Source organism: Burkholderia sp. BKH01, assembly GCF_025685725.1.
Lineage (GTDB): Bacteria > Pseudomonadota > Gammaproteobacteria > Burkholderiales > Burkholderiaceae > Burkholderia > Burkholderia pyrrocinia_C.
In genome coordinates this window covers 10,851-33,455 of record NZ_JAOTQT010000017.1, presented here as the reverse complement: position 1 = coordinate 33,455, position 22,605 = coordinate 10,851, and the positions used below count along the sequence as shown (strand labels likewise).

The following is a 22,605-nucleotide window of genomic DNA, read 5'->3' as shown; positions in this document are numbered from 1 at the left end:
ACGGGCGCGCATGCGCCGCGCGAACGCGGTCCGGTTTCGTCAAACGTCAATTCTGGGCAAAACCCGCTGCGGTTTCCATGTCCACCGCAACGATCCGCGACACGCCCTGCTCCTGCATCGTCACGCCGATCAGTTGCTGCGCCATCTCCATCGCGATCTTGTTGTGCGAGATGAACAGGAACTGCGTCTTGTCGGACATCGCGCGCACGAGATTCGCGAAACGTTCGGTATTCGCGTCGTCGAGCGGCGCGTCGACCTCGTCGAGCAGACAGAACGGCGCCGGGTTCAACTGGAACATCGCGAACACCAGCGCGGTCGCGGTCAGCGCTTTCTCGCCGCCCGACAGCAGATGGATCGTCGCGTTCTTCTTGCCGGGCGGCTGCGCCATCACCTGCACGCCGGCATCGAGGATCTCGTCGCCCGTCATGATCAGCTTCGCCTGGCCGCCGCCGAACAGGCGCGGGAACAGGTCGCTGAAGTGGCGGTTGACCTCGTCGAAGGTGCCCTGCAGCAGCGTGCGGGTTTCCTGGTCGATCTTGTGAATCGCGTCCTCGAGCGTCGTGATCGCGTCGATCAGGTCGGCCGACTGCGCGTCGAGGAACACCTTGCGCTCGCTCGCGGCCTTCAGCTCGTCGAGCGCGGCCATGTTAACCGGGCCGAGCGCGTTGATCGCGTTGTTGAGCCGCGTGACCTCGCCCTGCAGGTACGACGGTTTCAGGTCCGGCGTCAGCTTCTCGCTCAGCGCGGCCTCGTCGACCTCGGCCGTTGCGAGCTGCTCGGCGAACTGCTCGACGGACAGGCGCGCGGCCTGCTCCTTCAGTTGCAGCTCGGTGATGCGATCGCGCAGCGGCTGCAGCGAGCGCTCGGCGACGAGACGCTGCTCGTCCGACGCACGCAGCTTCGCGGTCAGGTCGTCGAGCTCGATCCGCGCGGCCTGCAGCGCTTCTTCCTTCACCGCACGAATCTCGAGCGCGTCCTGCAGGCCCGTGTGCGCGGTCTGTTCGTTGATCGTCTCGAGCTCGGCACGCGCGTCTTCCAGCGACGCGGCGACGCGCTCGCTCTGCTCGTGCGCAACCTGGATGCTGCGCTTGAGCTCGTCGATCCGGGTCACCGCGTTACGCGCGGCGAAGCGCGCGTCGTTCGCGCCGCGCTCCAGGTCACGCGCTTCCTGACGCGCCTGCGTCAGCGATTCGTCGAGCGATTCGAACGCGAGCTGGTTGTCCTCGAAGCGCGCCTGCAGCTCCGCGAGTTCGCCGTCGAAGCGCTCGAAGTTCGCTTCCGACTCGGCGCGCAGCGCGCGCTGTTCTTCGATCTGCGCGCCGATTTCCTCGAGTTCCTCGCGGATCTGCGTGCTGCGCTGCGTATAGCGCTCGTGTGCCTGCGCGAGCTTCAGCACGTCCATCTGCAGCGCGTGCACACGCTGCGTCGCACGCTCGGCCTGCGCGCGCACGTCGCCGAGCGCCTGCGTAGCCTGCGTGTGCGCGGCTTCCGCACGTACCGCGACCGTGCGCGCCTCGTCGGCGAGCAGTGCCTGCGCACGCACCTGGCGCGTGAGGTTTTCGATTTCCTGCTGGCGGGCCAGCATCCCGGCCTGCTCCGAATCGGCCGCGTACAACTGCACGCCGACGCGCGTAACGATATGGCCGGCCTTGACGACGAACGCGCCGCCTGCCGGCAGCTGCGTGCGGGCCGCAAGCGCCTGCGCGACGTCGTCGGCGACATAGACGTTGCCGAGCCAGTCGTTCAGCACCGCGCGAATGCCCGCGTCGTCGATGCGCACGAGCGACAGCACCGGACGCAGCCCGGCCACCGCCGCGGGCGGTTCGCCGGCCGCGGGCGGCGCGTAGAACGCGAGCTTCGCGGGCGGTGCATCGGTCGCGAACGCCTTCACCCAGTCGAGATTCGACACTTCGAGCGCGGCGAGGCGCTCGCGCAGCACGGCTTCGAGCGCCGCTTCCCAGCCCGCCTCGACGTGCAGCTTCTTCCACAGGCGCGGTAGCGCGCCGAGCTCGTGCTTGTCGAGCCACGGCTGCACCTTGCCTTCGGTCTGCACGTTTTCCTGCAGCTGCTTCAGCGCGGCGAGGCGCGCTTCGAGCTGGTGAATCTGCGCGCCTTCGGCCTGCACGCGCTCCTGCGCGGCACGGCGTTCGCCGTCGAGGCGCGGCACCGTTTCCTGCGCGTCGGCGAGACGCGCCTGCGCTTCGGCGAGGATTTCTTCCTGCTCGGCAAGCTGCATGCGCAACTCCTCGAGCTGCGCCTCGTCCGGCGCATCGAGCCCGCCCGCTTCGCTCTTCAGGCGCTCATGGCGCTGCTGAAGCTGCTGGAGCTGCTGGTCGGCGTTGCGCTGGTGCGCGGCTTCGAGCTTCAGCGACTGTTCGGTCTGCGCAATCCGCGCGCGCTCGTCGTTCAGCTGCGCCTGCGCGTCGCGCCACTTTGCCTCGAGCGCCGGCAGCGCATCGTGCTTCGCGGCTGCGTTGTCCTCGGCGAGCGCGGCCTTCTCGTCGGCCATCGCGCGCGCCTCTTCGGCTTCCTCGAGCTCGTCCTGCGACTTCTCGGCCTGCGCGCGCCATTGCTCGCGCTGCGCGTTCAGCGCGGCGATCTGCGCCTGCACGCGATTGCGCGATTCGACGATGAACTTGATCTCGGCTTCGAGGCGGCTCACTTCGGCATTCGCCTCGTAGAGCGCGCCCTGCGCGCCCTGCATCGCGTCGCTCGCCGAGTAATGCGCGACACGCAGCGTCTCGAGCTGCGACTCGACCTCGCGCAGCCTGGCCGTCTGCGCCTCGAGGTCGATCTGCGCCTGTTCGATCGCGCGCAACTGCTTCTGCTGCTCGCCGACACCCTCGTTCTTGCGCAGCAGCCACAACAGGCGCTGCTTCTCCTCGCCGTCGGCGACGAGTTCCTTGTACTTGTTCGCGACGACGGCCTGCGCCTCGAGCTTCTCGAGGTTCGCGCCGAGTTCGCGGACGATGTCCTCGACGCGCGTCAGGTTCTCCCGCGTGTCGTGCAGGCGGTTCTCGGTTTCGCGGCGGCGTTCCTTGTACTTCGACACGCCCGCGGCTTCCTCGAGGAACACGCGCAGCTCTTCCGGCTTCGCCTCGATGATCCGCGCGATCATGCCCTGCCCGATGATCGCGTACGCACGCGGCCCGAGGCCGGTGCCGAGGAAGATGTCCTGGATGTCGCGGCGGCGTGCCGGCAGGTTGTTGATGTAGTAGCTCGACGTGCCGTCGCGCGTCAGCACGCGCTTCACGGCGATTTCGCCGTACTGGCCCCACTGCCCGGCCGCGCGGCCGTCGGAGTTGTCGAAGATCAGCTCGACGCTTGCCCGGCTGCCGGGCTTGCGGGCGGTCGAGCCGTTGAAGATCACGTCCTGCATCGATTCGCCGCGCAGCTCGGAGGCGCGCGACTCGCCGAGCACCCAGCGCACGGCGTCGATGATGTTGGACTTGCCGCACCCGTTCGGGCCCACCACGCCGACAAGCTGGCCCGGAACCTGGAAATGCGTGGGATCGACGAAGGATTTGAAGCCAGCGAGTTTGATCGAGCTCAGACGCACGGCGGTATCGGATGTGAAGAAGGTGTGAAACGGACGGGGCCGCGCTGCGCGGGGCCGAACGGCCCATGCGCGCGACGCGCCCCGGAATTCAAAAGCGGGGCCGCGCGCATACAGCGTTGGGCCCCGCAAACGGCTTCCATCATACCATCGCGCGTGCGCCGTCCCGACCGTCGCCGGGTTTGCCCGGTGCCGGCGCGGCACGATGGACCCGGCTCGACAGCAGCGTCGCCAGCACGATGCACACGCCGCCCGCCCACTCGCGCGCGGTCGGCAGCTCGTTTGCGAACACCCACGCCGACAGCGCGGTGATCACGATCTCGAACAGCATGATGATCGACGCGCGGTTCGCCGGCACCCGCGCGAGGCCGTATTGCACGAGCAGGTTGTTCGCCGCCATCGTCACGCCGATCGCGGCGATGATCAGCGCGGCGACGCCGAGCTGACCGTCCGCCGGCGCGGCCGGCAGCCCTTCGAACAGCGACGCGATCGCGCCGAACACGGCCGCGCCGCCGAACAGCGTCGCGGTGCGCATCTCGGCGCGCATCCCGGGCAACTCGCGGCTCGCCTTGATCACGAGCACGTTGCTCATCGCGAAGCTGAGCCCGGCCGCGAGACCGGCCCATTCGGCCGGGGTGGCCGGCAGCGGCAAGCCGAGCTTCGGCGACCACAGCATCAGCATCGCGCCGCCGATCGACAGCGCCGCCAGCCCTGCGCCCGCCCACGTCAGCCGCTCGCGCAGCAGGAAGTGCGCGTAGATCGCGGTCCATGCGGGGGTCAGGTAGAACAGCAGCATCACGCGCAGCACCTCGCCGTGGATCGTGCCCCACACGAAACCGAGGTTCGTCACGCCGGCCGTGACCGCGATGCCCGGCAGCACCCAGTGCCAGCGCAGCGTCGCGATCGTTCGGTGCCGCGTGACGATCACGAACAGAAACGCGACGAGGCTCGTCAGCGCGCTCGCCAGCGTGCCCGTCACGCCGAGCGACGCGAGGATCCGCAGCGGATACCAGATCAGGCCCCATACCGACGCGCCGATCAGGATGGCCAGCGTCGGCAGGCTGCCGCGTACCGCGTTGTTCATTTGGTTCGATACCCTTTATTCGACCGGCCCGGCCGCCGTTCCGGCGGGCCGCGACCGCATTCCGTCACGCTATAATCGTTCGTTGCGACCCGCGCGCCGTCGGCGCCCGTTCGCAGCCGCGCGGCACGCCCGCCGCTTCTTTCGCTCCAACCGGCCGCGATGGCCGCTTCGCCCGTGAACCCTCGACTCGACTCGCTCCAGCCCTATCCCTTCGAAAAGCTGCGCGCCCTGTTCAAGGACGTGACGCCCTCCGGCGACCTCAAACCGATCAGCTTCGGCATCGGCGAGCCCAAGCACCCGACCCCGGCGCTGATCCGCGACGCCGTGGTGGCCGCGCTCGACGGCCTCGCGTCGTACCCGGCCACCGCCGGCTCGGACGCGCTGCGCACGTCGATCGCGCATTGGCTCGAGCGCCGCTACGGGCTGCCGGCGATCGACCCGGCCACGCAGGTGCTGCCCGTGTCGGGGTCGCGCGAGGCGCTGTTTTCGCTCGCGCAGACCGTGATCGACGCGCGCCCGTCCGGGGACGGCGAGAAGGCGATCGTACTCTGTCCGAATCCCTTCTATCAAATTTACGAAGGCGCGGCGCTGCTGGCCGGTGCCGAACCCTATTTCGCGAACAGCGACCCGGCCCGCAACTTCGCGTGCGACTACGCGGCCGTGCCCGACGACGTCTGGGCGCGCACGCAGCTGCTGTACGTGTGCTCGCCGGGCAACCCGACGGGCGCCGTGCTGACGCTCGACGACTGGCGCGAGCTGTTCGCGCTATCCGACCGCCACGGTTTCGTGATTGCGTCCGACGAGTGCTATTCGGAAATCTATTTCGACGAAGCGGCACCGCCGCTCGGCGGCCTCGAGGCCGCCCACCGCCTCGGCCGCGGCTTCGAGCGGCTTGTGATGCTGTCGAGCCTGTCGAAACGCTCGAACGTGCCGGGCATGCGCTCGGGCTTCGTTGCCGGCGATGCGGCGCTGCTGAAGAAATTCCTGCTGTACCGCACGTACCACGGCGCGGCGCTGTCGCCGGTCTGGCAGCACGCGAGCATCGCCGCGTGGAACGACGAGGCGCACGTGCGCGAGAACCGCGCGCTGTACCTGCAGAAGTTCAATACGGTCACGCCGATGCTCGCCGACGTGATCGACGTGAAGCTGCCCGACGCCGCGTTCTACCTGTGGGCCGACGTGTCGCGCACCGGGCTGTCGGACACCGAGTTCGCCCGCCGCCTGTACGCCGACTATAATGTGACGGTTCTGCCCGGCTCGTACCTGGCGCGCGATGCGCACGGGTCGAATCCGGGCCGCGATTTCATCCGGATCGCGCTCGTCGCGGGCACCCCCGAATGCGTCGAGGGCGCGCAACGCATCGTCGATTTCTGCCGTTCTCTCGCGCGGTAATCGTCCATCCCGATCAATTCCATCCATCTCCTGCGAAAACGAACATGTCGCAACAACTTCAGCAAATCATCGATACCGCCTGGGAAAACCGCGCCGAGCTGTCGCCGAAGGCCGCGCCCGCCGAAGTCCGCGAGGCCGTCGCGCACGCGATCGAGCAACTCGACAAGGGTGCGCTGCGCGTCGCCGAGAAAATCGACGGCAACTGGACCGTGCACCAGTGGCTGAAGAAGGCCGTGCTGCTGTCGTTCCGCCTGGAGGACAACGCACCGATGGCGGCCGGCGGCTACTCGCAGTTCTACGACAAGGTACCGTCGAAGTTCGCGAACTACACGGCCGAGGACTTCGCCGCGGGCGGCTTCCGCGTCGTCCCGCCGGCCATTGCGCGCCGCGGCTCGTTCATCGCGAAGAACGTCGTGCTGATGCCGTCGTACACGAACATCGGCGCGTACGTCGACGAAGGCACGATGGTCGACACGTGGGCAACGGTCGGTTCGTGCGCGCAGATCGGCAAGAACGTGCACCTGTCGGGCGGCGTCGGTATCGGCGGCGTGCTCGAGCCGCTGCAGGCGAACCCCGTCATCATCGAAGACAACTGCTTCATCGGCGCGCGCTCGGAAGTCGTCGAAGGCGTGATCGTCGAGGAAAACTCGGTGATCTCGATGGGCGTGTACCTCGGCCAGAGCACGAAGATCTACGACCGCGAAACGGGCGAAGTCAGCTACGGCCGCATCCCGGCCGGCTCGGTCGTGGTCGCCGGCAACCTGCCGTCGAAGGACGGTTCGCACAGCCTGTACTGCGCGGTGATCGTCAAGAAGGTCGACGCGAAGACCCGCGCGAAGGTCGGCTTGAACGAGCTGCTGCGAGGCGACTGATGGCGAAGCCGCACACCGTGGTCGTCTACGGCATTCCGAACTGCGACACCGTGAAGAAGGCCCGCGTGTGGCTCGACGATCACGGCGTCGAATTCGAGTTCCACGATTTCAAGAAGCTCGGCGTCAGCGCGCCGCTGGTTGAAGACTGGCTGAAGGACGTGTCGCTCGACGCGCTCGTGAACAAGCGCGGCACCACGTGGCGCGGCCTGGACGACGCGATGAAGGCGGCCGCCGAAACGAAGACCGGCGCGGTCGCGCTGATGATCCACAAGCCGTCGGTCATCAAGCGCCCCGTGCTCGTCGTCAACGGCCGCGTGAAATCGCTCGGCTTCGTGGCCGATCAATACGCGGCGCTGTTTGCCGCATAGGGCCGCCCGCGCTGCGCCTGTAGAAGGGCCTGTTCACGCTAATAACGGGCTTGCGAACGTGCCTTGCCGGCTGCAGTGCAAGAAGCAAGGAGCGCCGTTTGGCCGAGCCAAACAAGCGACGCGCGACGCCGCAATGCGGCCGGCAAGGCACGTTCCCCTGTTTGGAAAAAATCATTCGTGGGGCTGGCCCCCAGAAGGGCCGATCGCCGCGTCATGCTCCTCGCGAATACGTCGAGTATTCGCTTCGTCGCGATCCTTGCGCTCGGCCCTTCTGGGGGCCAGCGCAAGCCCGTTATTAGCGTGAACAGGCCCTAGCCCGACGTCTTGTCGCTGCCGGCCCCCGTGCCGGCATTTTTTATCGAAAGTGGTCCGAACCATGTCCGCCACCCTAGCCCTTACCGAACAGTTGATCGCCCGCGCGTCCGTGACGCCCGACGACCAGCATTGCCAGCAGATCATGACCGGTCGCCTCGCCGCGCTCGGCTTCGAATGCGAGACCATCGCGTCGCACGGCGTGACCAACCTGTGGGCCGTCAAGCGCGGCGCCGACGGCCGCGACGGCAAGCTGCTCGCGTTCGCGGGCCACACCGACGTCGTGCCGACCGGCCCGCTCGAACAGTGGACCTCGCCGCCGTTCATTCCCGCCCATCGAGACGGCAAGCTGTACGGCCGCGGCGCGGCCGACATGAAGACATCGCTCGCGGCGTTCGTCGTCGCGTCCGAGGAATTCGTCGCGGCCCATCCCGGCCACCGCGGCGCGATCGCGTTCCTGATCACGAGCGACGAGGAAGGCCCGGCCACCGACGGCACCGTCAAGGTCGTCGAACTGCTGCAGGCGCGCGGCGAACGCCTCGACTACTGCATCGTCGGCGAGCCGACGTCGACCGCCGAGCTCGGCGACGTCGTCAAGAACGGCCGCCGCGGGTCGATGTCGGGCGAGCTGGTCGTCAAGGGCGTCCAGGGCCATATCGCGTATCCGCACCTCGCGAAGAACCCGATCCACCTGCTCGCGCCGGCGCTCGCCGAGCTCGCCGCCGAGCAGTGGGACGAAGGCAACGAATATTTCCCGCCGACCACCTGGCAGGTGTCGAACCTGCACGCCGGCACCGGCGCGACCAACGTGATCCCCGGCCATGCCGACCTGCTGTTCAACTTCCGGTTCTCGACCGCGAGCACGGTCGAGGGCCTGCAGGCACGCGTGCACGCGATCCTCGACAAGCACGGCCTCGAATACACGCTGAAGTGGTCGGTGAGCGGCCTGCCGTTCCTGACGCCGCGTGGCGAGCTGTCGAATGCGCTGGAAAACGCGATCCGCACCGAGACCGGCATCACGACCGAGCTGTCGACCACCGGCGGCACGTCGGACGGCCGCTTCATCGCGCGCATCTGCCCGCAGGTGATCGAGTTCGGCCCGCCGAACGGCAGCATCCACAAGATCGACGAGCACATCGAAGTGCGCTTCGTCGATCCGCTGAAGAACGTGTACCGCCGCGTGCTCGAACAACTGACCGCCTGATGGAGCCTCGCATGACGACACCTTTTGCAACTGTTCGCGACCTGCTGCGCTACGCGGTCACACGCTTCTCGAAGGCGAAGCTCGCATTCGGCCACGGCTCCGACAATGCGTATGACGAAGCGGCCTACCTCGTGCTGCACACGCTCGACCTGCCGCTCGACACGCTGGAGCCGTTCCTCGACGCGCGGCTGCTGCCCGACGAAATCGCGGCCGTGCTCGCGGTGATCGAACGGCGCGCCACCGACCGCGTGCCGGCCGCGTATCTCACGCACGAAGCCTGGATGCATGGCCACCGCTTCTACGTCGACGAACGCGTGATCGTGCCGCGCTCGTTCATCGGCGAACTGCTCGACGACGGGCTGCAACCGTATGTGGCCGATCCCGAGCAGGTCGGTGCGGTACTCGAACTGTGCACGGGCTCCGGCTGCCTCGCGATCCTCGCGGCGAGCGCGTTCCCGAACGCCGAGATCGATGCGGTCGACCTGTCCGACAAGGCACTCGAAGTCGCGGAGATCAACGTGCGCGACTACGGCCTCGAAGACCGCATCGCGCTGCATCGCGGCGACCTCTACGCGCCGCTGCCCGCGTTCCGTACCGACCCCGGCGCACGTTACGACGTGATCCTGACGAACCCGCCGTACGTGAACGCGTCGTCGATGGCCGCGCTGCCGCCCGAATACCGGCACGAGCCCGAGATGGCGCTCGCGGGCGGCGACGACGGGATGGACATCGTGCGACGCATCGTCGCCGAAGCACACCGCTGGCTGCACGACGACGGCGTGCTCGTCGTCGAGATCGGCAACGAGCGCGAGAACGTCGAAGCCGCGTTCGGCGGCCTCGAACTCACATGGCTGCCCACCAGCGCGGGCGACGACACCGTGTTCCTGATCCAGGCGTCGGACCTGCCACGCAAGGCCTGAGCCTCCCGGCTCCCCTTCCGTGCGGCAAGGCGCACCGCTGCGCCGCACGGTTGGGTAAGATGCGCGTAAGCGGCCGCCGCGCCGCACGACCTCAGGAGTCCGTCACGCGCCCATGACCCTCGACTGGCTACATCTCGGCACCCTGATCCTGACCATCCACGTGCTCGGGATCGTCGCGGCGTGCCACGCGATCATGAACACGCGCACGTCGCAAGGCGCGATCGCGTGGGCCGTGTCGCTCGCCGCGATGCCATACCTGACGCTCATTCCGTACCTGTTCCTCGGCCGCAGCAAGTTCTCCGGCTACGTCGACGCCCGGCGCCACGAGCTGGAACTGTTGCGCACGCACACACCGCGCTCGCCGTGGCTCAGTACCGATGCGGCCGACGCGACCGACGGGCCGGCCGCCGACGCGCTCGGCCAGGCCGCCGTGCTCGCGCTCACGCGACTCGGCGGCATGCCGTTCCTCGGCGGCAATTCGGTGCGCACGCTCGTGAACGGCGACGCGACGTTCTCGGCGATCCTGTCGGCGATCGATGGCGCGCGCGACTACGTGGTCGTCCAGTTCTTCATCGTGCGTGACGATGCGCTCGGCCAGATGCTGCGCGACTCGCTGCTGGCGCGTGCGGCGGCCGGCGTGCGCTGCTGCCTGCTGTACGACAGCATCGGCAGCTTCGACCTGCCGCACAGCTACGTCGACACATTGCGCCGTGGCGGCGTCGAGGTCCATCCGTTCGCGACCAATCGCAAGTTCGTCAATCGCTTCCAGCTCAACTTCCGCAACCATCGCAAGATCGTCGTGGTCGACGGCAATCGCGCATTCGTCGGCGGCCACAACGTCGGCGTCGAATATCTCGGCGCGAAGCCGCGCCTGTCGCCGTGGCGCGACACGCACATCGAGATTCGCGGCCCCGTGGTCGCAAGCATCCAGTACGTGTTCGCCGAAGACTGGCACTGGGCGACGCAGAAGCTGCCGCCGCTCGCGCCGCCGCCGCCCGCACGGCCCGGCGACGGCATGCATTGCCTCGCGGTGCCGATGGGGCCGGCCGACAAGCAGGAAACCGGCTCGCTGTTCTTCGTCGAGGCAATCAATGCGGCGCGCGAGCGGGTCTGGATCACCACGCCGTACCTCGTCCCCGACGAAGCCGTGATCGCAGCGCTGAAACTCGCGGTGATGCGCGGCGTCGACGTGCGTATCCTGATCCCGAGCCGGCGCGATCACTACGTTGTGTTCGAGGCATCGAAGCTGTACGCGCGCGACCTGATCGACGCGGGCGTCAAGGTGTTCCGCTACCGGCCCGGCTTCCTGCACCAGAAGGTCGTGCTGATCGACCGCATCGCGGCGGCGATCGGCAGCGCGAATCTCGACAATCGCTCGTTCCGACTCAACTTCGAGATCATGGTGCTGACCGTCGACCGCGCATTCGCCGACGAGGTCGAGACGATGCTCGATGCCGACTTCGCGCTGGCATACGAGGTCGATGCGAACGAATACCGCCAGTCGCCCGCATGGCGGCGGATCGCGATGCACGTCGCGCGATTGTTCGCGCCGATCCTGTAACCGCCGGGCGGACGGCAGCCTCCGCGCGATCCGCACCTGCGCGGCGCACGTCGCCCCCTGCCGTTACAGCAGCTTGTCGATATCCGCAGCGATTTCGTCGGGCTTGGTCGACGGCGCGTAGCGCTTGACGATGTGCCCTTCGCGGTCGACCAGGAATTTCGTGAAATTCCACTTGATCGCCTTGAGGCCGAGAATGCCGGGCGCCTCGTCGGTCAGGTAGCGGTACAGCGGATGCGCATGGTCGCCCTTCACGTCGATCTTCGCGAACATCGGGAACGTGACGCCGTAATTGCGCTCGCAGAACGCGCCGATCTGCGCGGCGTCGCCGGGCTCCTGCTTGCCGAACTGGTTGCACGGGAAGCCGAGCACGAAGAAGCCGCGCGCGGCGTACTGATCGTACAGTTTCTGCAGGCCCGCGTATTGCGGCGTGAAACCGCACTCGCTCGCGGTGTTGACGATCAGCAGCACCTTGCCGCGATACGCGTCGAGCGAAACCGGCGCACCGGCGAGCGTCTCTGCGCTGAACGAATACAGGGTGGACATCGGGCACTCCTTTTACGAAACCGGATCGACGTGGAGTCTAGGCGAAATCGGGCCGTTGCGGCATCCGCCGAGCGGCCGATGCCCGGCAAGAGCGGCGCGCAGTCTAGAATAGCGGTTTTGGCCAGTCATTTCCGCCGTGATCCGTTTCAATCAGTTCAGCCTTGCGCGAGGCACCAAGCCGCTGTTCGAGTCGACCTCGTTCGTGCTCAATCCCGGCGAGAAAGCCGGCCTGATCGGCGCGAACGGCGCCGGCAAGTCGACGCTGTTCGCGGTCCTGCGCGGCGAGCTGCACTCGGACGCCGGCGATTTCTCGATGCCGCCGTCGTGGCGGATCGCCCACGTGTCGCAGGAAACGCCCGCGGTCGACCGCTCGGCGCTCGACTACACGCTCGACGGCGACGCCGCGCTGCGCGAGATCGAGGCGCGCATCGCCGCTGCTTCCGCCGCGCATGACGGCGCCGCCGAAGCCGACGCGCACGCGGCCTTCGCCGATGCCGACGGCTACACCGCGCCCGCCCGCGCCGAAGCGCTGCTGCTCGGCCTCGGCTTCACGCTCGCCCAGACACGCGAGCCCGTCGCCAGCTTCTCCGGCGGCTGGCGCATGCGCCTGAACCTCGCGCAGGCGCTGATGTGCCGCTCCGACCTGCTGCTGCTCGACGAACCAACCAACCACCTCGACCTCGACGCGATCGTCTGGCTCGAAGACTGGCTGCACCGCTACCCCGGCACGCTCGTCGTGATCTCGCACGACCGCGAATTCCTCGATTCGATCTGCAACGTCACGCTGCACCTGGAAAACCGCCAGGTGAAGCGTTACGGCGGCAACTACTCGCAATTCGAAGTGCTGCGCGCGCAGCAACTGGCGCTGCAGCAAAGCGCATACGAAAAGCAGCAGAAGACCATCGAGCACCTGCAGAGCTTCGTCGACCGCTTCAAGGCCAAGGCCACCAAGGCCAAGCAGGCGCAAAGCCGGATGAAGGCGCTCGAGAAGATGGAGCTGATCGCGCCCGCGCACATCGCGTCGCCGTTCACGTTCGAATTCCGCACGCCCGACGCCGCGCCGAACCCGATGATGGTGATGGAAGACGTCCGCTGCGGCTACCATGCCGACGACGGTGCGGACATCCCGATCGTCGAACGCGTGGCGCTGTCGATCCAGAACGGGCAGCGCATCGGCCTGCTCGGCGCGAACGGCCAGGGCAAGTCGACGCTGATCAAGACGCTGGCCGGCACGCTCGCGCCGCTGTCGGGCGACGTCCGCGAGGGCAAGGGGCTGACGATCGGCTATTTCGCGCAGCACCAGCTCGAAACGCTGCGCGAGGACGATTCGCCGCTCGCGCATCTCGCGCGGCTCGCACCCGATACGCGCGAACAGGAACTGCGCGACTTCCTCGGCGGCTTCAATTTCTCGGGCGACATGGCGACCAGCGCCGTCGGCCCGTTCTCGGGCGGCGAGAAAGCGCGCCTCGCGCTTGCGCTGATCATCTGGCAGAAGCCGAACCTGCTGCTGCTCGACGAACCGACGAACCACCTCGATCTCGAAACGCGCCACGCGCTGACGATGGCGCTCGCGCAGTTCGAAGGCACGCTGATCGTCGTATCGCACGACCGCCACCTGCTGCGCGCGACGACCGACCAGTTCATGCTGGTCGCGAAGCACCGGCTGCAGCCCTTCGACGGCGACCTCGACGACTACCGCGACTGGCTGCTGCAGCACGCGGCCGAGCAGCGCGCGGCCGCGAAGGCCGACAGCGCGGCTGCGTCGGGCGCGGGCGCCGCGGCGAACCGCAAGGACCAGAAGCGTCAGGCTGCCGAGGAGCGGCAGCGCCTGTCGGTGTTGAAAAAACCGCTGCAGTCGCGCATCACGAAGCTCGAAAAGGAAATGGAGACGCTGCACGCGGAGAAGGCGCGCCTCGACACGTTCGTCGCCGATCCGGCGAGCTACGAGGCCGCGCGCAAGACGGAGCTGACCGACGCGATCCGCAAGCTCGGGGACGTCAACACGCGTCTCGAAACGATCGAGGCCGACTGGCTCGCCGCGCACGAAGAGCTCGAGCAGATCGGCTGACGCGGCCGCAGTGCAGCCGGCCGGCGCCGCCAGCCAAGCACGCTGGCGGCACGGGTTCTTCGACAAGCCATCGGGTCAGCGTCGGGCCCAGATGCGACAAGGCCGGGCGCACCAGCCCGGCCCTTTTCTGCCCTTGTTCGTCGGTTCGTAAGCCGCCTGCCGGCTCAGCGCCGCGGCAGCGTGTCGCGCGGCAGCTGCTCGTCGTCGCCCATCAGGTACCGGCGCCCTTCGGTCGGCCGCCGGATCGCCGCGGCGACCTCCGCTTCGGTCACGTCCTCCGATACGACCTTGCGCGCCAGGCGCCCTTCCTCGTCGATCCATTCGACGATCCGGCATCCACCGCCCCAGGGCTGGCGAATCGGCTCCGACACGCGGCAGCCGCGCAGGTTGTAAAGGCGTCCGCCCGGCGCTTCCCCATACGATTTCAACATAGGTTCCCTTCGCATTGCGCGGTTCGACAATCCGGCAAAGGATAGGGAAAAGCAATGTCCGGCGGGTTACAGCAGCCTACATATTCTTTACAGAGAATTACGCGACAGATCGCCGACAGCCACAGCCCGCGCGGCTGCCGGGCCGATCACTCGAGATCGCGCACGCGGTCGATCGCCTGCTCGATCCGCTCGACAGCCATCACGTTCAACCCTTCGATCGGCTGTTTCGGCGCATTCGCCTTCGGAATCAGCGCGGCCGTAAAGCCGAGCTTCGCCGCCTCGCGCAGCCGCTCCTGCCCGCGCGGGGACGGCCGGATCTCGCCCGCCAGCCCCACTTCGCCGAACACGATCAGCCCCTTCGGCAGCGGCTTGTTGCGCATCGACGAATGGATCGCGAGCAGCACCGCGAGGTCGGCGGCCGGCTCGGTGATCTTCACGCCGCCCACTGCATTGAGGAACACGTCCTGGTCGAAGCACGCGATGCCCGCGTGCCGGTGCAGCACCGCGAGCAGCATCGCGAGCCGGTTCTGTTCGAGCCCGACCGCAAGCCGACGCGGGTTCGGCACATGCGCGGTATCGACCAGCGCCTGGATTTCGACGAGCAGCGGGCGCGTGCCTTCCTGCGTGACGAGCACGCACGAGCCGGGCACGACCTGCTCGTGCTGCGACAGGAACAGCGCGGACGGATTCGCGACGCCGCGCAGCCCGCGCTCGGTCATCGCGAACACGCCGAGTTCGTTGACCGCGCCGAAGCGGTTCTTGAACGCGCGCACGAGCCGGAACGACGAATGCGTGTCGCCCTCGAAATACAGCACCGTGTCGACGATGTGCTCGAGCACGCGCGGGCCGGCCAGATTGCCCTCCTTCGTCACGTGCCCGACCATGATGATCGCAGTGCCCGACTGTTTTGCGATGCGCGTGAGCTGCGCCGCGCATTCGCGCACCTGCGCGACCGAGCCCGGCGCCGACGTGAGCGCTTCCGAATAGACAGTCTGGATCGAGTCGATCACGGCCACGTCGGGCCGCTCCGCGTCGATCGCGGCCTGGATCTTTTCGAGCTGGATCTCGGCGAGCAGCTGCAGCTCGGCCGCCGGCGTACCGCCGTCGAGCAGCGCAAGCCGTTGCGCGCGCAATGCGATCTGCGCGGCCGATTCCTCGCCGCTGATATAGAGCGCGCGCCGTTCGCTCGCGATGTCCGCGAGCGACTGCAGCAGCAGCGTCGACTTGCCGATGCCCGGGTCGCCGCCGATCAGCACGACACCGCCGGGGACCAGCCCGCCGCCGAGCACGCGGTCGAATTCGCCGATGCCGGTCGAGAAGCGCGGCACGTCGGCCGCTTCGATGTCGACCAGCCGCTGTACGGGCGCCCGCTTCGCGAGCGACTGGAAACGGTGGGCCGACGGCGTCTCGGGGACCGATTCGACGAGCGTGTTCCAGGCCTGGCACGACGGGCACTGCCCCTGCCACTTCGGGGACTGCCCGCCGCACTCGCTGCAGACATAAACGGTTTTCTGTTTGGCCACGCGCGACGCCCTTATTCCGCGCGCACGGGAACGCGGCCGGCGACCGCGCACATCAGCTCGTAGCCGATCGTGCCGCAATGACGGGCGACGTCGTCGATCGGCAGTGTATTGCCCCACAGCTCGACGCGCGCACCGACGCCGGCCTGCGGGCACGGGGTCAGGTCGACGGTAATCATGTCCATCGATACGCGGCCGACGATACGCGTGCGGATGCCGTCGACGATCACGGGCGTGCCTTCGGGCGCGACGCGCGGATAACCGTCCGCGTAGCCGCACGCGACGACGCCGACCCGCATCGGCGCCTGCGCGGAGAACGTCGATCCATAGCCGATGGCCTGGCCCTTCGCGATCGTTTGCACCGCGATCAGCTCGGACGCCAGCGTCATCGCCGGCTTCAGCCCCGTGTCGGCGATATCGGACGACAGCCCGGACGGCGACGCGCCATACAGCACGATCCCCGGCCGCACCCAGTCGAAATGCGTATCGGGATGCCACAGCACGGCGGCCGAATTCGCGAGACTGCGCGCGCCGGCGATGTTTTCCGCACCGCGCTCGAACGTCGCGAGCTGCTCGGCGACGCCGCGCTCGTTGTCCGCGTCCGAAAAATGGGTCATCAACGTGATCTGGCCGATGCCGGGGCACGCGCGGGCGCGCTCCCAGGCCGCGCGGTATTTTTCCGGCACGTAGCCGAGCCGGTTCATCCCGCTGTTCATCTTGAGCTGCACGTTGACGGGCTTCGACAGCCGCGCCGTTTCCAGCATCCGCATCTGCTCGTCGTTGTGGACGGTCGTCGTCAGGCTGTAGCGGTCGATCACGTCGATGTCGGTCGACCGGAAGAAGCCTTCGAGCAGCAGGATCGGGCCGGCCCAGCCGAGCTCGCGCAGCTTCACGGCCTCGTCGAGGTCGAGCAGGCCGAAGCCGTCGGTGCCGCGCAGGCCGGGAAACGCGCGGGCGAGACCGTGGCCGTACGCGTTGGCCTTGACGACCGCCCAGACCTTGGACGGGCCGGCAAAGCGGCGGACGACGGAGAGATTGTTCGCGAGAGCGGCGGTGTGGATGGTGGCGGAGATCGGGCGCGGCATGGGAAATTTACGTAAAGACGCTTGCGAATCAGCAGCTTACCGCGCCTTTTGAGCACCGAAGCCGACAATTTGCGGAACGATCGGGGAATCTTGCTAGTCCGAATTGGCGTATTTTCATGTTATAAAGCCGTGCGCACAACCCATTTCGAACGGAATAAGCCGATCGCATATCAGGCGGCCTACGCGGCCCTGCCGCAGCGACGAAAGCATCGCATCAGATGAAAAAAGGTTTTTACACCATCATGGCCGCGCAGTTTTTCTCGTCGCTGGCCGACAATGCGCTTCTCATCGCCGCCATCGCCCTGCTGAAAGACCTCCACGCCCCCAACTGGATGACACCGCTGCTGAAGCTGTTCTTCGTGTTGTCCTATGTGGTGTTGGCGGCGTATGTCGGTGCTTTCGCGGATTCGCGCCCGAAGGGGCGCGTGATGTTCATCACCAACTCGATCAAGGTGGTCGGCTGCATGATCATGCTGCTCGGCGCCCACCCGCTGATCGCGTACGGGATCGTCGGGTTCGGCGCGGCGGCCTACTCGCCCGCCAAATACGGCATCCTCACCGAGCTGCTGCCGGCCGATCGGCTGGTCGCCGCGAACGGCTGGATCGAAGGCACGACCGTCAGCTCGATCATCCTCGGCACCGTGCTCGGCGGTGCGCTGATCAGCCCGCACATCGCGTCGCACGTCATCGCGCACACACCCGCCTGGATCAGCACACCCGCCGAAGCGGCGATGGCGATCATCATGGCGATCTACGTGATCGCCGCGCTGTTCAACCTGCGCATTCCCGATACCGGCGCCCGCTATCCGAAGCAGGAACGCGGCCCGGTCAAGCTCCTCACGGATTTCGCCGACTGCTTCATGGTGCTGTGGCGCGACAAGCTCGGCCAGATCTCGCTGGCGGTCACGACGCTGTTCTGGGGCGCGGGCGCGACGCTGCAGTTCATCGTGCTGAAGTGGGCCGAGGTGTCGCTCGGCATGTCGCTGTCGGAGGGCGCGATCCTGCAGGCCGTGGTCGCGGTCGGCGTCGCGGCCGGCGCAATCGCCGCCGCCGCCCGGATCCCGCTGAAGAAGTCGCTGACCGTGCTACCCGTCGGCATCATCATGGGCATCGCGGTGATGCTGATGGCGTTCTACACGCGCGACCTGTTCCCGTCGAACTGGGCCGTGCACTTCGGCCACCTGCGCATGCCCGTCTACCTGATCGTCGCGTACATCTTCCTGATCTGCGTCGGCGCGCTGTCGGGCTACTTCGTCGTGCCGATGAACGCGCTGCTGCAGCATCGCGGCCACGTGCTGCTGTCGGCCGGCCACTCGATCGCGGTGCAGAACTTCAACGAGAACCTGTCGGTGCTCGTGATGCTGTGCCTGTATGCGGTGCTCGTGTGGCTCGACGTGCCGGTCGGCGTCGTGATCGTGCTGTTCGGCACGTTCGTCTGCCTGACAATGTGGCTCGTGATGCGCCGCCACCAGGCGAACCAGCGTCAGTTCGACTCGGTCGCGTTGATCGGCGAAGCGCGGCACTGACGCTACACTTCCCGTTTCCGTTCGCCAGCGCCCGTCTTCGAACCGGCGCGTTGCCATCATGACGCACCCGATACCCAACATCCTGACGATCGCCGGCTCCGATTCGGGCGGCGGCGCAGGCATCCAGGCCGACCTGAAGACGTTTTCCGCGCTCGGCACGTACGGCGCCAGCGTGATCACCGCGCTGACCGCGCAGAACACGCGCGGCGTAACGGGCGTGCACGCGCCGGACGCCGCGTTCGTGACCGCGCAGCTCGACGCGGTGTTCAGCGACATCCGCATCGATGCGGTCAAGATCGGGATGCTCGCGAACGCGGCAATCGTGCACGCGGTGGCCGACGCGCTGCGCCGTTACGCGCCGCGCTTCGTCGTACTCGACACGGTGATGATCTCGAAGAGTTCGCACGCGCTGCTCGCGCCCGATGCGGTCGACGCGTTGCGCGACGCGCTGCTGCCGCTGGCGACCGTCGTCACGCCGAACCTGCCCGAAGCGGCCGCGCTGCTCGGCGACGCAGCCGCGACCACTGAAGACGACATGGTCCGGCAAGGCCGCGCGTTGCTGCAGACGGGTGCGCGCGCCGTGCTGATGAAAGGCGGCCACCTGCCAGACGCGGCCGCGAGCCCCGACTGGCTCGTCGATGCGGCGCACACCGTGCGGCTCGACGGCCCGCGCGTGCCGGTCAGCAACACGCACGGCACGGGCTGCACGCTGTCGTCGGCGATCGCCGCGCTGCTGCCGCAGCAGCCCGACCTCGAAAGCGCGGTGCGCGAAGCGAAGGCCTACCTGACCGGCGCGATCGCCGCGAGCGGCCGCCTCGACGTCGGCCACGGCGTCGGCCCGGTTCATCACTTCCATCGCTGGTGGTAAGCGCCGCCTGACGCGGCGTCAGTCGTCCTGCGCCGCGAACGCCTGCGCACGCGCCGGCCAGTCGTCCGGCACGACGAAGCCGCGCGCCGTCTCGCGCCACGTGCCATCGCCGCTCTTCTCATAAATGCCGATCAAGTCGGGGGCCTGACGCGTCGCCAGCACGGGCGGCAGCTCGAGTGCGGCCGCGAGCGGTTCGGGTTCGAAGCCCGCGCCGGCGGCAACGCGCCGCGGCGCGAGCCACGCAAGCCGCGGCAACACGCTCCATGCAACGCCGGCACGCTGCGCGGCCGCCCACGCCGGCCACTGCGCATGCGTCAGCCAGAAACCGCGCGGGTGATTCGGCGAGATTTCGGCGGACACCGACGGCAGTGGCGCGCCGTGCGGATAGAACAGCCAACCCCTGATGAACATCTGCGCGTCGGACGGCGCGCCGTAGCCGAGCAGCGCGAACCCAGCGCGATCGCCGAGCCGCAACTGGTGGTCGAGCAGCCGGCTGCGCTTGCGGTCGAACCGGTCGACGAGATTGGGCCCGACAAAGTCGGCGAGCGACGCGCTGTCGCGCACCGGCGCGCACAGATAGCACTTCACCGCGAGTTCCCAGTGCAGGCGCTGCCCGCCCGGCGCATCGACGAGAAAATCGACTTCGCCGAGCGTCAGGCCGTTGCTGCGCAGCGGGAGATTGGCCGCGACGAGCCGCAGCGACGGTCCGTACGAAAGGAAATACTCGAGCAGGCATTCGGCGTAGCGGCCGAGCCGGGTGGGTCGCACCCCGTCGAGCGCGCGGCGCAGCGGCTCGGGCGCCGCATCGAGCGCGGCGAGCCATGCCTCGACGGCCGACTGTCCGGCCGCATCCGGCCACGGTTGCGCGAGCGGCGCGGCGGGTGCCGCGGTCAGCAGGCTCGGGCTCGCGAGCAGCCAGCCCAGATCGCGAACCGCGGCGTCACGCAGCGTATCGACGAATGCGAGCGCCGCGCCGGTCGTCATTGCCCAGCCGGCCCGTTCGCGTCCTCACCCTCTGCGCGCCGGAACGTGTCGCGCGCGAGGCACAGGTCGGCCCACGCCTTCGACTTGTCCTGCAGGCTGCGCAGCAGGTACGCCGGGTGGTAGGTGACGATCACCGGCACGCCTTCGTACGCATGCACGCGGCCGCGCAGCGACGCGATGCTGGCGTCCGTCTTCAGCAACGTCTGCGCGGCGAAGCGCCCGAGCGCGACGATCAGCTTCGGCTTCACGAGCGCGACCTGGCGCTGCAGATAAGGTTCGCAGCTTGCGACCTCGTCCGGTTCCGGGTTGCGGTTGCCGGGCGGCCGGCACTTGATCACGTTCGCGATATACACGTTGTCGCCGCGCTTGAGCGCCAGCGACTGCAGCATGTTGTCGAGCAGCTTGCCGGCCTGGCCGACGAACGGCTCACCCTGTTTGTCCTCGTTCTCGCCTGGCGCTTCGCCGATCAGCATCCAGTCCGCTTCACGGTCGCCGACGCCGAACACGGTGTTGGTCCGCTTCTCGCACAGCCGGCAGTGGGTGCAGTCGCGCACGCGCGCGGCCAGCGCATCCCAGTCGAGCATCGCAACCGGCGTTCCGGCGGGACGCGGTTCGGCTGCCGGCATGGGCTCGCCCGGCGGCGCCGCGTCGAACCACGCGAAATCGTCGGGTGCGTCGTCCATCGGCGGCATTGAATCGGCTGAAGCCGCCGGCGCGAGCGTGCGATCGCCATCGACGATGCGACGCGCCGGTGCTTCCGATGCCGGTATGCCCGGCTCGCGAGCCGGCGAGGCCGCGGCGGCACGTGCGGCAGCCGGCGGCGCATCGTCTTGCACCGGGGCACGCACCGCGCGCGCCGGCCGATCGGCCGCGGCGGCGGCGGAAATGTCGTCCGCCGTACCGGTTTGCGCCACGGCGGGCGCCTCGGCTGCTGCGCCTTCGTCCGCGCGCTGCCCGCGCCGCACCCAGATCTGCGCGAGGCCCATTTCCTCGAGCGCCGCTTCAGCCCACGCCATGTGCGTCCCCCTCGTCCTTGTTCAGCGTCAGACGCATCACGATCGCGTCCTCCCGGCTGCGATGCTTCGCCGGATAGTAGTTCTTGCGCCGGCCGATGGTCACGAAGCCGAAACGCTCGTACAGATGAATCGCGCGCGGATTGGACGGCCGCACCTCGAGCAGCACGCCGTCGAGCCGCTCCGCGCGCGAAATGCGCACGGCCTCGCGCAGCAGCGCGAGGCCCGCGCCCGCGCGCTGCGCGTCCGGCGTGACACACAGGTTGAGCAGATGCATTTCGTCGATCACCGGCATCAGCACGCAATAGCCGATCAGTGAACCCGTCACGTGCCGCAGGCACACGCCCAGATAGCCATTGCGCAACGAATCCTCGAAGTTGCCGCGGCTCCACGGGAATTCGTACGCGACCTGCTCGATCGCGACGACCTCGTCGAGATCGGCATCCGTCATCGGCGCCAGATAGCGGTCGCTCAGCAGTACACCCGTCATCCCTTCGCCCCGCCCGTCTGCGCGGCCCGTGCCGCGATCCGCTCGGCAGTCGTCTGCGCGACCTTGTCGCGCACGTATTCGGGCGCGGCCTGGTCGGCCGGCACCGTGCGCCCGGCGCGGAACGCGCGCAGCGCGGCATGCGCGACCGCCAGCGCATGAGGCAATGCTTCGCCGTCGATCACGGCCGCGCGCGCCGCGGCCGGCAATAGCGCGCCGAACGCGGCAGCCGCATTGCCCGCGAGCGTGAACGGCGCGTCGGGCACGCCGACGGCGCCCGGCGCATCGAGCGACGCCGGATGCAGCGTGCGCCAGTCGCCGGTGCTGTCATCCCACGCGAAGTCCGCCCAGTAGGCTTCGTCCATCCGCGCGTCCAGCGCGGCAAGCACGCGGGCCGTGCCGGGCGCGCGCAGCCTCGCGTGCTCCGCGCACGCGAGCAGCGTGCCGATCGGCACGACCGGCAGCCCGCCCCCGAACGCGAGGCCCTGGGTAATGCCGGTCGCGGTGCGCAGGCCCGTGAACGAGCCGGGGCCCGCGCCGAACGCGATCGCGTCGCAATCGGCGAGCGTCAGCCCGGATTCGGCGAAAAGCTCCTGGATCGCCGGCAGCACGCGCGTGCTCGACACGGCGCCCGTCTGTTCATGGCGGACCCAGGTTTGCGGGGTGGAAACGGCGTCATCGGCATGAGCCGAGCGCAGCAGCGCGACCGAGCAGTATTCGGTCGACGTATCGATGGCGAGGAGCACTGTTTGCGTCATGGCCGACATTGTAATGCGGCGCCCCGCTCCCACGGGCGATCGGGCCCGATCCG

At 68.2% G+C, this 22,605-nt stretch carries 19 protein-coding genes; 9 read left to right on the top strand and 10 right to left on the bottom strand.

Annotated features, from left to right (window positions below; genetic code table 11):
- Positions 1-46 precede the first annotated feature (46 nt).
- Positions 47-3,559 (bottom strand): chromosome segregation protein SMC, encoded by a 3,513-nt coding sequence (gene smc, locus OEJ37_RS22905; RefSeq protein ID WP_263345854.1) that lies wholly within the window; start codon positions 3,557-3,559, stop codon positions 47-49.
- Positions 3,560-3,698: 139 nt separating this feature from the next.
- On the bottom strand, positions 3,699-4,640 hold the full coding sequence (locus OEJ37_RS22900; RefSeq protein ID WP_263345853.1) for a DMT family transporter: 942 nt from the start codon (positions 4,638-4,640) through the stop codon (positions 3,699-3,701).
- A 159-nt stretch (positions 4,641-4,799) separates the two neighbouring features.
- Between OEJ37_RS22900 and dapC the strand changes: the two genes are divergently transcribed.
- From dapC to cls, 6 genes are all read left to right on the top strand, one after another.
- Positions 4,800-6,032 carry a succinyldiaminopimelate transaminase gene (gene dapC, locus OEJ37_RS22895; RefSeq protein ID WP_263345851.1) on the top strand — a complete coding sequence of 411 codons (1,233 nt, stop codon included), beginning with the start codon at positions 4,800-4,802 and terminating at the stop codon, positions 6,030-6,032.
- Between the two features lie 44 nt (positions 6,033-6,076).
- Positions 6,077-6,904, top strand: a complete 828-nt coding sequence (gene dapD / locus OEJ37_RS22890) for a 2,3,4,5-tetrahydropyridine-2,6-dicarboxylate N-succinyltransferase (RefSeq protein WP_072437081.1) — start codon at positions 6,077-6,079, stop codon at positions 6,902-6,904.
- Entirely contained in the window at positions 6,904-7,272 is a 369-nt protein-coding gene (locus tag OEJ37_RS22885) for an ArsC family reductase (protein WP_014896722.1), read from the top strand. Before dapD ends, OEJ37_RS22885 begins: the two co-directional genes overlap by 1 nt.
- Positions 7,273-7,648: 376 nt before the next feature.
- A complete protein-coding gene (dapE, locus tag OEJ37_RS22880; RefSeq protein ID WP_263345846.1) occupies positions 7,649-8,788 on the top strand; it encodes a succinyl-diaminopimelate desuccinylase in 1,140 nt (379 codons plus the stop codon).
- An 11-nt stretch (positions 8,789-8,799) separates the two neighbouring features.
- A complete protein-coding gene (gene prmB, locus OEJ37_RS22875; RefSeq protein WP_174420386.1) occupies positions 8,800-9,708 on the top strand; it encodes a 50S ribosomal protein L3 N(5)-glutamine methyltransferase in 909 nt (302 codons plus the stop codon).
- Between the two features lie 112 nt (positions 9,709-9,820).
- Positions 9,821-11,269, top strand: a complete 1,449-nt coding sequence (gene cls, locus OEJ37_RS22870; protein WP_263345844.1) for a cardiolipin synthase — start codon at positions 9,821-9,823, stop codon at positions 11,267-11,269.
- 63 nt (positions 11,270-11,332) lie between these two features.
- Here cls and OEJ37_RS22865 read toward each other — a convergent pair whose 3' ends face one another.
- Positions 11,333-11,812, bottom strand: a complete 480-nt coding sequence (locus tag OEJ37_RS22865; protein ID WP_152863955.1) for a glutathione peroxidase — start codon at positions 11,810-11,812, stop codon at positions 11,333-11,335.
- Positions 11,813-11,948: 136 nt separating this feature from the next.
- Here OEJ37_RS22865 and OEJ37_RS22860 point away from each other — a divergent pair, with 136 nt between their 5' ends.
- The gene (locus OEJ37_RS22860) at positions 11,949-13,880 is read left to right on the top strand and encodes an ATP-binding cassette domain-containing protein (protein WP_175947448.1); all 1,932 of its coding nucleotides are present in this window, start codon (positions 11,949-11,951) and stop codon (positions 13,878-13,880) included.
- Between the two features lie 164 nt (positions 13,881-14,044).
- Here OEJ37_RS22860 and OEJ37_RS22855 read toward each other — a convergent pair whose 3' ends face one another.
- The 3 genes from OEJ37_RS22855 to alr all read right to left on the bottom strand — a co-directional run bounded on the left by OEJ37_RS22855 (position 14,045) and on the right by alr (position 16,916).
- Entirely contained in the window at positions 14,045-14,311 is a 267-nt protein-coding gene (locus OEJ37_RS22855) for a DUF2866 domain-containing protein (RefSeq protein WP_034184728.1), read from the bottom strand.
- A 146-nt stretch (positions 14,312-14,457) separates the two neighbouring features.
- On the bottom strand, positions 14,458-15,834 hold the full coding sequence (radA, locus tag OEJ37_RS22850; protein WP_175947447.1) for a DNA repair protein RadA: 1,377 nt from the start codon (positions 15,832-15,834) through the stop codon (positions 14,458-14,460).
- Positions 15,835-15,845: 11 nt separating this feature from the next.
- On the bottom strand, positions 15,846-16,916 hold the full coding sequence (alr, locus tag OEJ37_RS22845) for an alanine racemase (protein ID WP_174420382.1): 1,071 nt from the start codon (positions 16,914-16,916) through the stop codon (positions 15,846-15,848).
- Between the two features lie 218 nt (positions 16,917-17,134).
- On the opposite strand from alr, the gene lplT reads away from it, so the two are divergent.
- Together lplT and thiD are read left to right on the top strand one after the other, a co-directional pair.
- Complete coding sequence (lplT, locus tag OEJ37_RS22840) at positions 17,135-18,442, top strand: lysophospholipid transporter LplT (protein ID WP_174420381.1); 1,308 nt, start codon at positions 17,135-17,137, stop codon at positions 18,440-18,442.
- 58 nt (positions 18,443-18,500) lie between these two features.
- Positions 18,501-19,310: a bifunctional hydroxymethylpyrimidine kinase/phosphomethylpyrimidine kinase gene (gene thiD / locus OEJ37_RS22835; RefSeq protein ID WP_263345834.1), complete on the top strand. Its 810-nt coding sequence runs from the start codon at positions 18,501-18,503 to the stop codon at positions 19,308-19,310.
- A gap of 18 nt (positions 19,311-19,328) precedes the next feature.
- Here thiD and OEJ37_RS22830 read toward each other — a convergent pair whose 3' ends face one another.
- From OEJ37_RS22830 to tsaB, 4 genes are read right to left on the bottom strand one after another with little or no spacing between them, the layout of a single operon-like run.
- A complete protein-coding gene (locus OEJ37_RS22830) occupies positions 19,329-20,294 on the bottom strand; it encodes a DUF1853 family protein (protein ID WP_263345832.1) in 966 nt (321 codons plus the stop codon).
- Positions 20,291-21,310 (bottom strand): uracil-DNA glycosylase family protein, encoded by a 1,020-nt coding sequence (locus tag OEJ37_RS22825; protein ID WP_263345829.1) that lies wholly within the window; start codon positions 21,308-21,310, stop codon positions 20,291-20,293. The genes OEJ37_RS22830 and OEJ37_RS22825 overlap by 4 nt, the downstream gene beginning before the upstream one ends.
- Complete coding sequence (gene rimI, locus OEJ37_RS22820) at positions 21,297-21,797, bottom strand: ribosomal protein S18-alanine N-acetyltransferase (RefSeq protein WP_174420377.1); 501 nt, start codon at positions 21,795-21,797, stop codon at positions 21,297-21,299. Before rimI ends, OEJ37_RS22825 begins: the two co-directional genes overlap by 14 nt.
- Positions 21,794-22,561 carry a tRNA (adenosine(37)-N6)-threonylcarbamoyltransferase complex dimerization subunit type 1 TsaB gene (tsaB, locus tag OEJ37_RS22815; protein WP_174420376.1) on the bottom strand — a complete coding sequence of 256 codons (768 nt, stop codon included), beginning with the start codon at positions 22,559-22,561 and terminating at the stop codon, positions 21,794-21,796. The genes rimI and tsaB overlap by 4 nt, the downstream gene beginning before the upstream one ends.
- Positions 22,562-22,605 lie beyond the last annotated feature (44 nt).

Excerpts from the sequence above, each read along its gene's own strand:
- OEJ37_RS22855 (WP_034184728.1), bottom strand. The coding sequence starts at position 14,311 with ATGTTGAAATCGTATGGGGAAGCGCCGGGCGGACGCCTTTACAACCTG.
- OEJ37_RS22865 (WP_152863955.1), bottom strand. The coding sequence starts at position 11,812 with ATGTCCACCCTGTATTCGTTCAGCGCAGAGACGCTCGCCGGTGCGCCG.
- rimI (WP_174420377.1), bottom strand. The coding sequence starts at position 21,797 with ATGACGGGTGTACTGCTGAGCGACCGCTATCTGGCGCCGATGACGGAT.
- OEJ37_RS22825 (WP_263345829.1), bottom strand. The coding sequence starts at position 21,310 with ATGGCGTGGGCTGAAGCGGCGCTCGAGGAAATGGGCCTCGCGCAGATC.
- cls (WP_263345844.1), top strand. The coding sequence starts at position 9,821 with ATGACCCTCGACTGGCTACATCTCGGCACCCTGATCCTGACCATCCAC.
- prmB (WP_174420386.1), top strand. The coding sequence starts at position 8,800 with ATGACGACACCTTTTGCAACTGTTCGCGACCTGCTGCGCTACGCGGTC.
- OEJ37_RS22885 (WP_014896722.1), top strand. The coding sequence starts at position 6,904 with ATGGCGAAGCCGCACACCGTGGTCGTCTACGGCATTCCGAACTGCGAC.
- lplT (WP_174420381.1), top strand. The coding sequence starts at position 17,135 with ATGAAAAAAGGTTTTTACACCATCATGGCCGCGCAGTTTTTCTCGTCG.
- dapD (WP_072437081.1), top strand. The coding sequence starts at position 6,077 with ATGTCGCAACAACTTCAGCAAATCATCGATACCGCCTGGGAAAACCGC.
- dapC (WP_263345851.1), top strand. The coding sequence starts at position 4,800 with ATGGCCGCTTCGCCCGTGAACCCTCGACTCGACTCGCTCCAGCCCTAT.
- tsaB (WP_174420376.1), bottom strand. The coding sequence starts at position 22,561 with ATGTCGGCCATGACGCAAACAGTGCTCCTCGCCATCGATACGTCGACC.
- thiD (WP_263345834.1), top strand. The coding sequence starts at position 18,501 with ATGACGCACCCGATACCCAACATCCTGACGATCGCCGGCTCCGATTCG.
- alr (WP_174420382.1), bottom strand. The coding sequence starts at position 16,916 with ATGCCGCGCCCGATCTCCGCCACCATCCACACCGCCGCTCTCGCGAAC.
- OEJ37_RS22900 (WP_263345853.1), bottom strand. The coding sequence starts at position 4,640 with ATGAACAACGCGGTACGCGGCAGCCTGCCGACGCTGGCCATCCTGATC.
- OEJ37_RS22830 (WP_263345832.1), bottom strand. The coding sequence starts at position 20,294 with ATGACGACCGGCGCGGCGCTCGCATTCGTCGATACGCTGCGTGACGCC.
- dapE (WP_263345846.1), top strand. The coding sequence starts at position 7,649 with ATGTCCGCCACCCTAGCCCTTACCGAACAGTTGATCGCCCGCGCGTCC.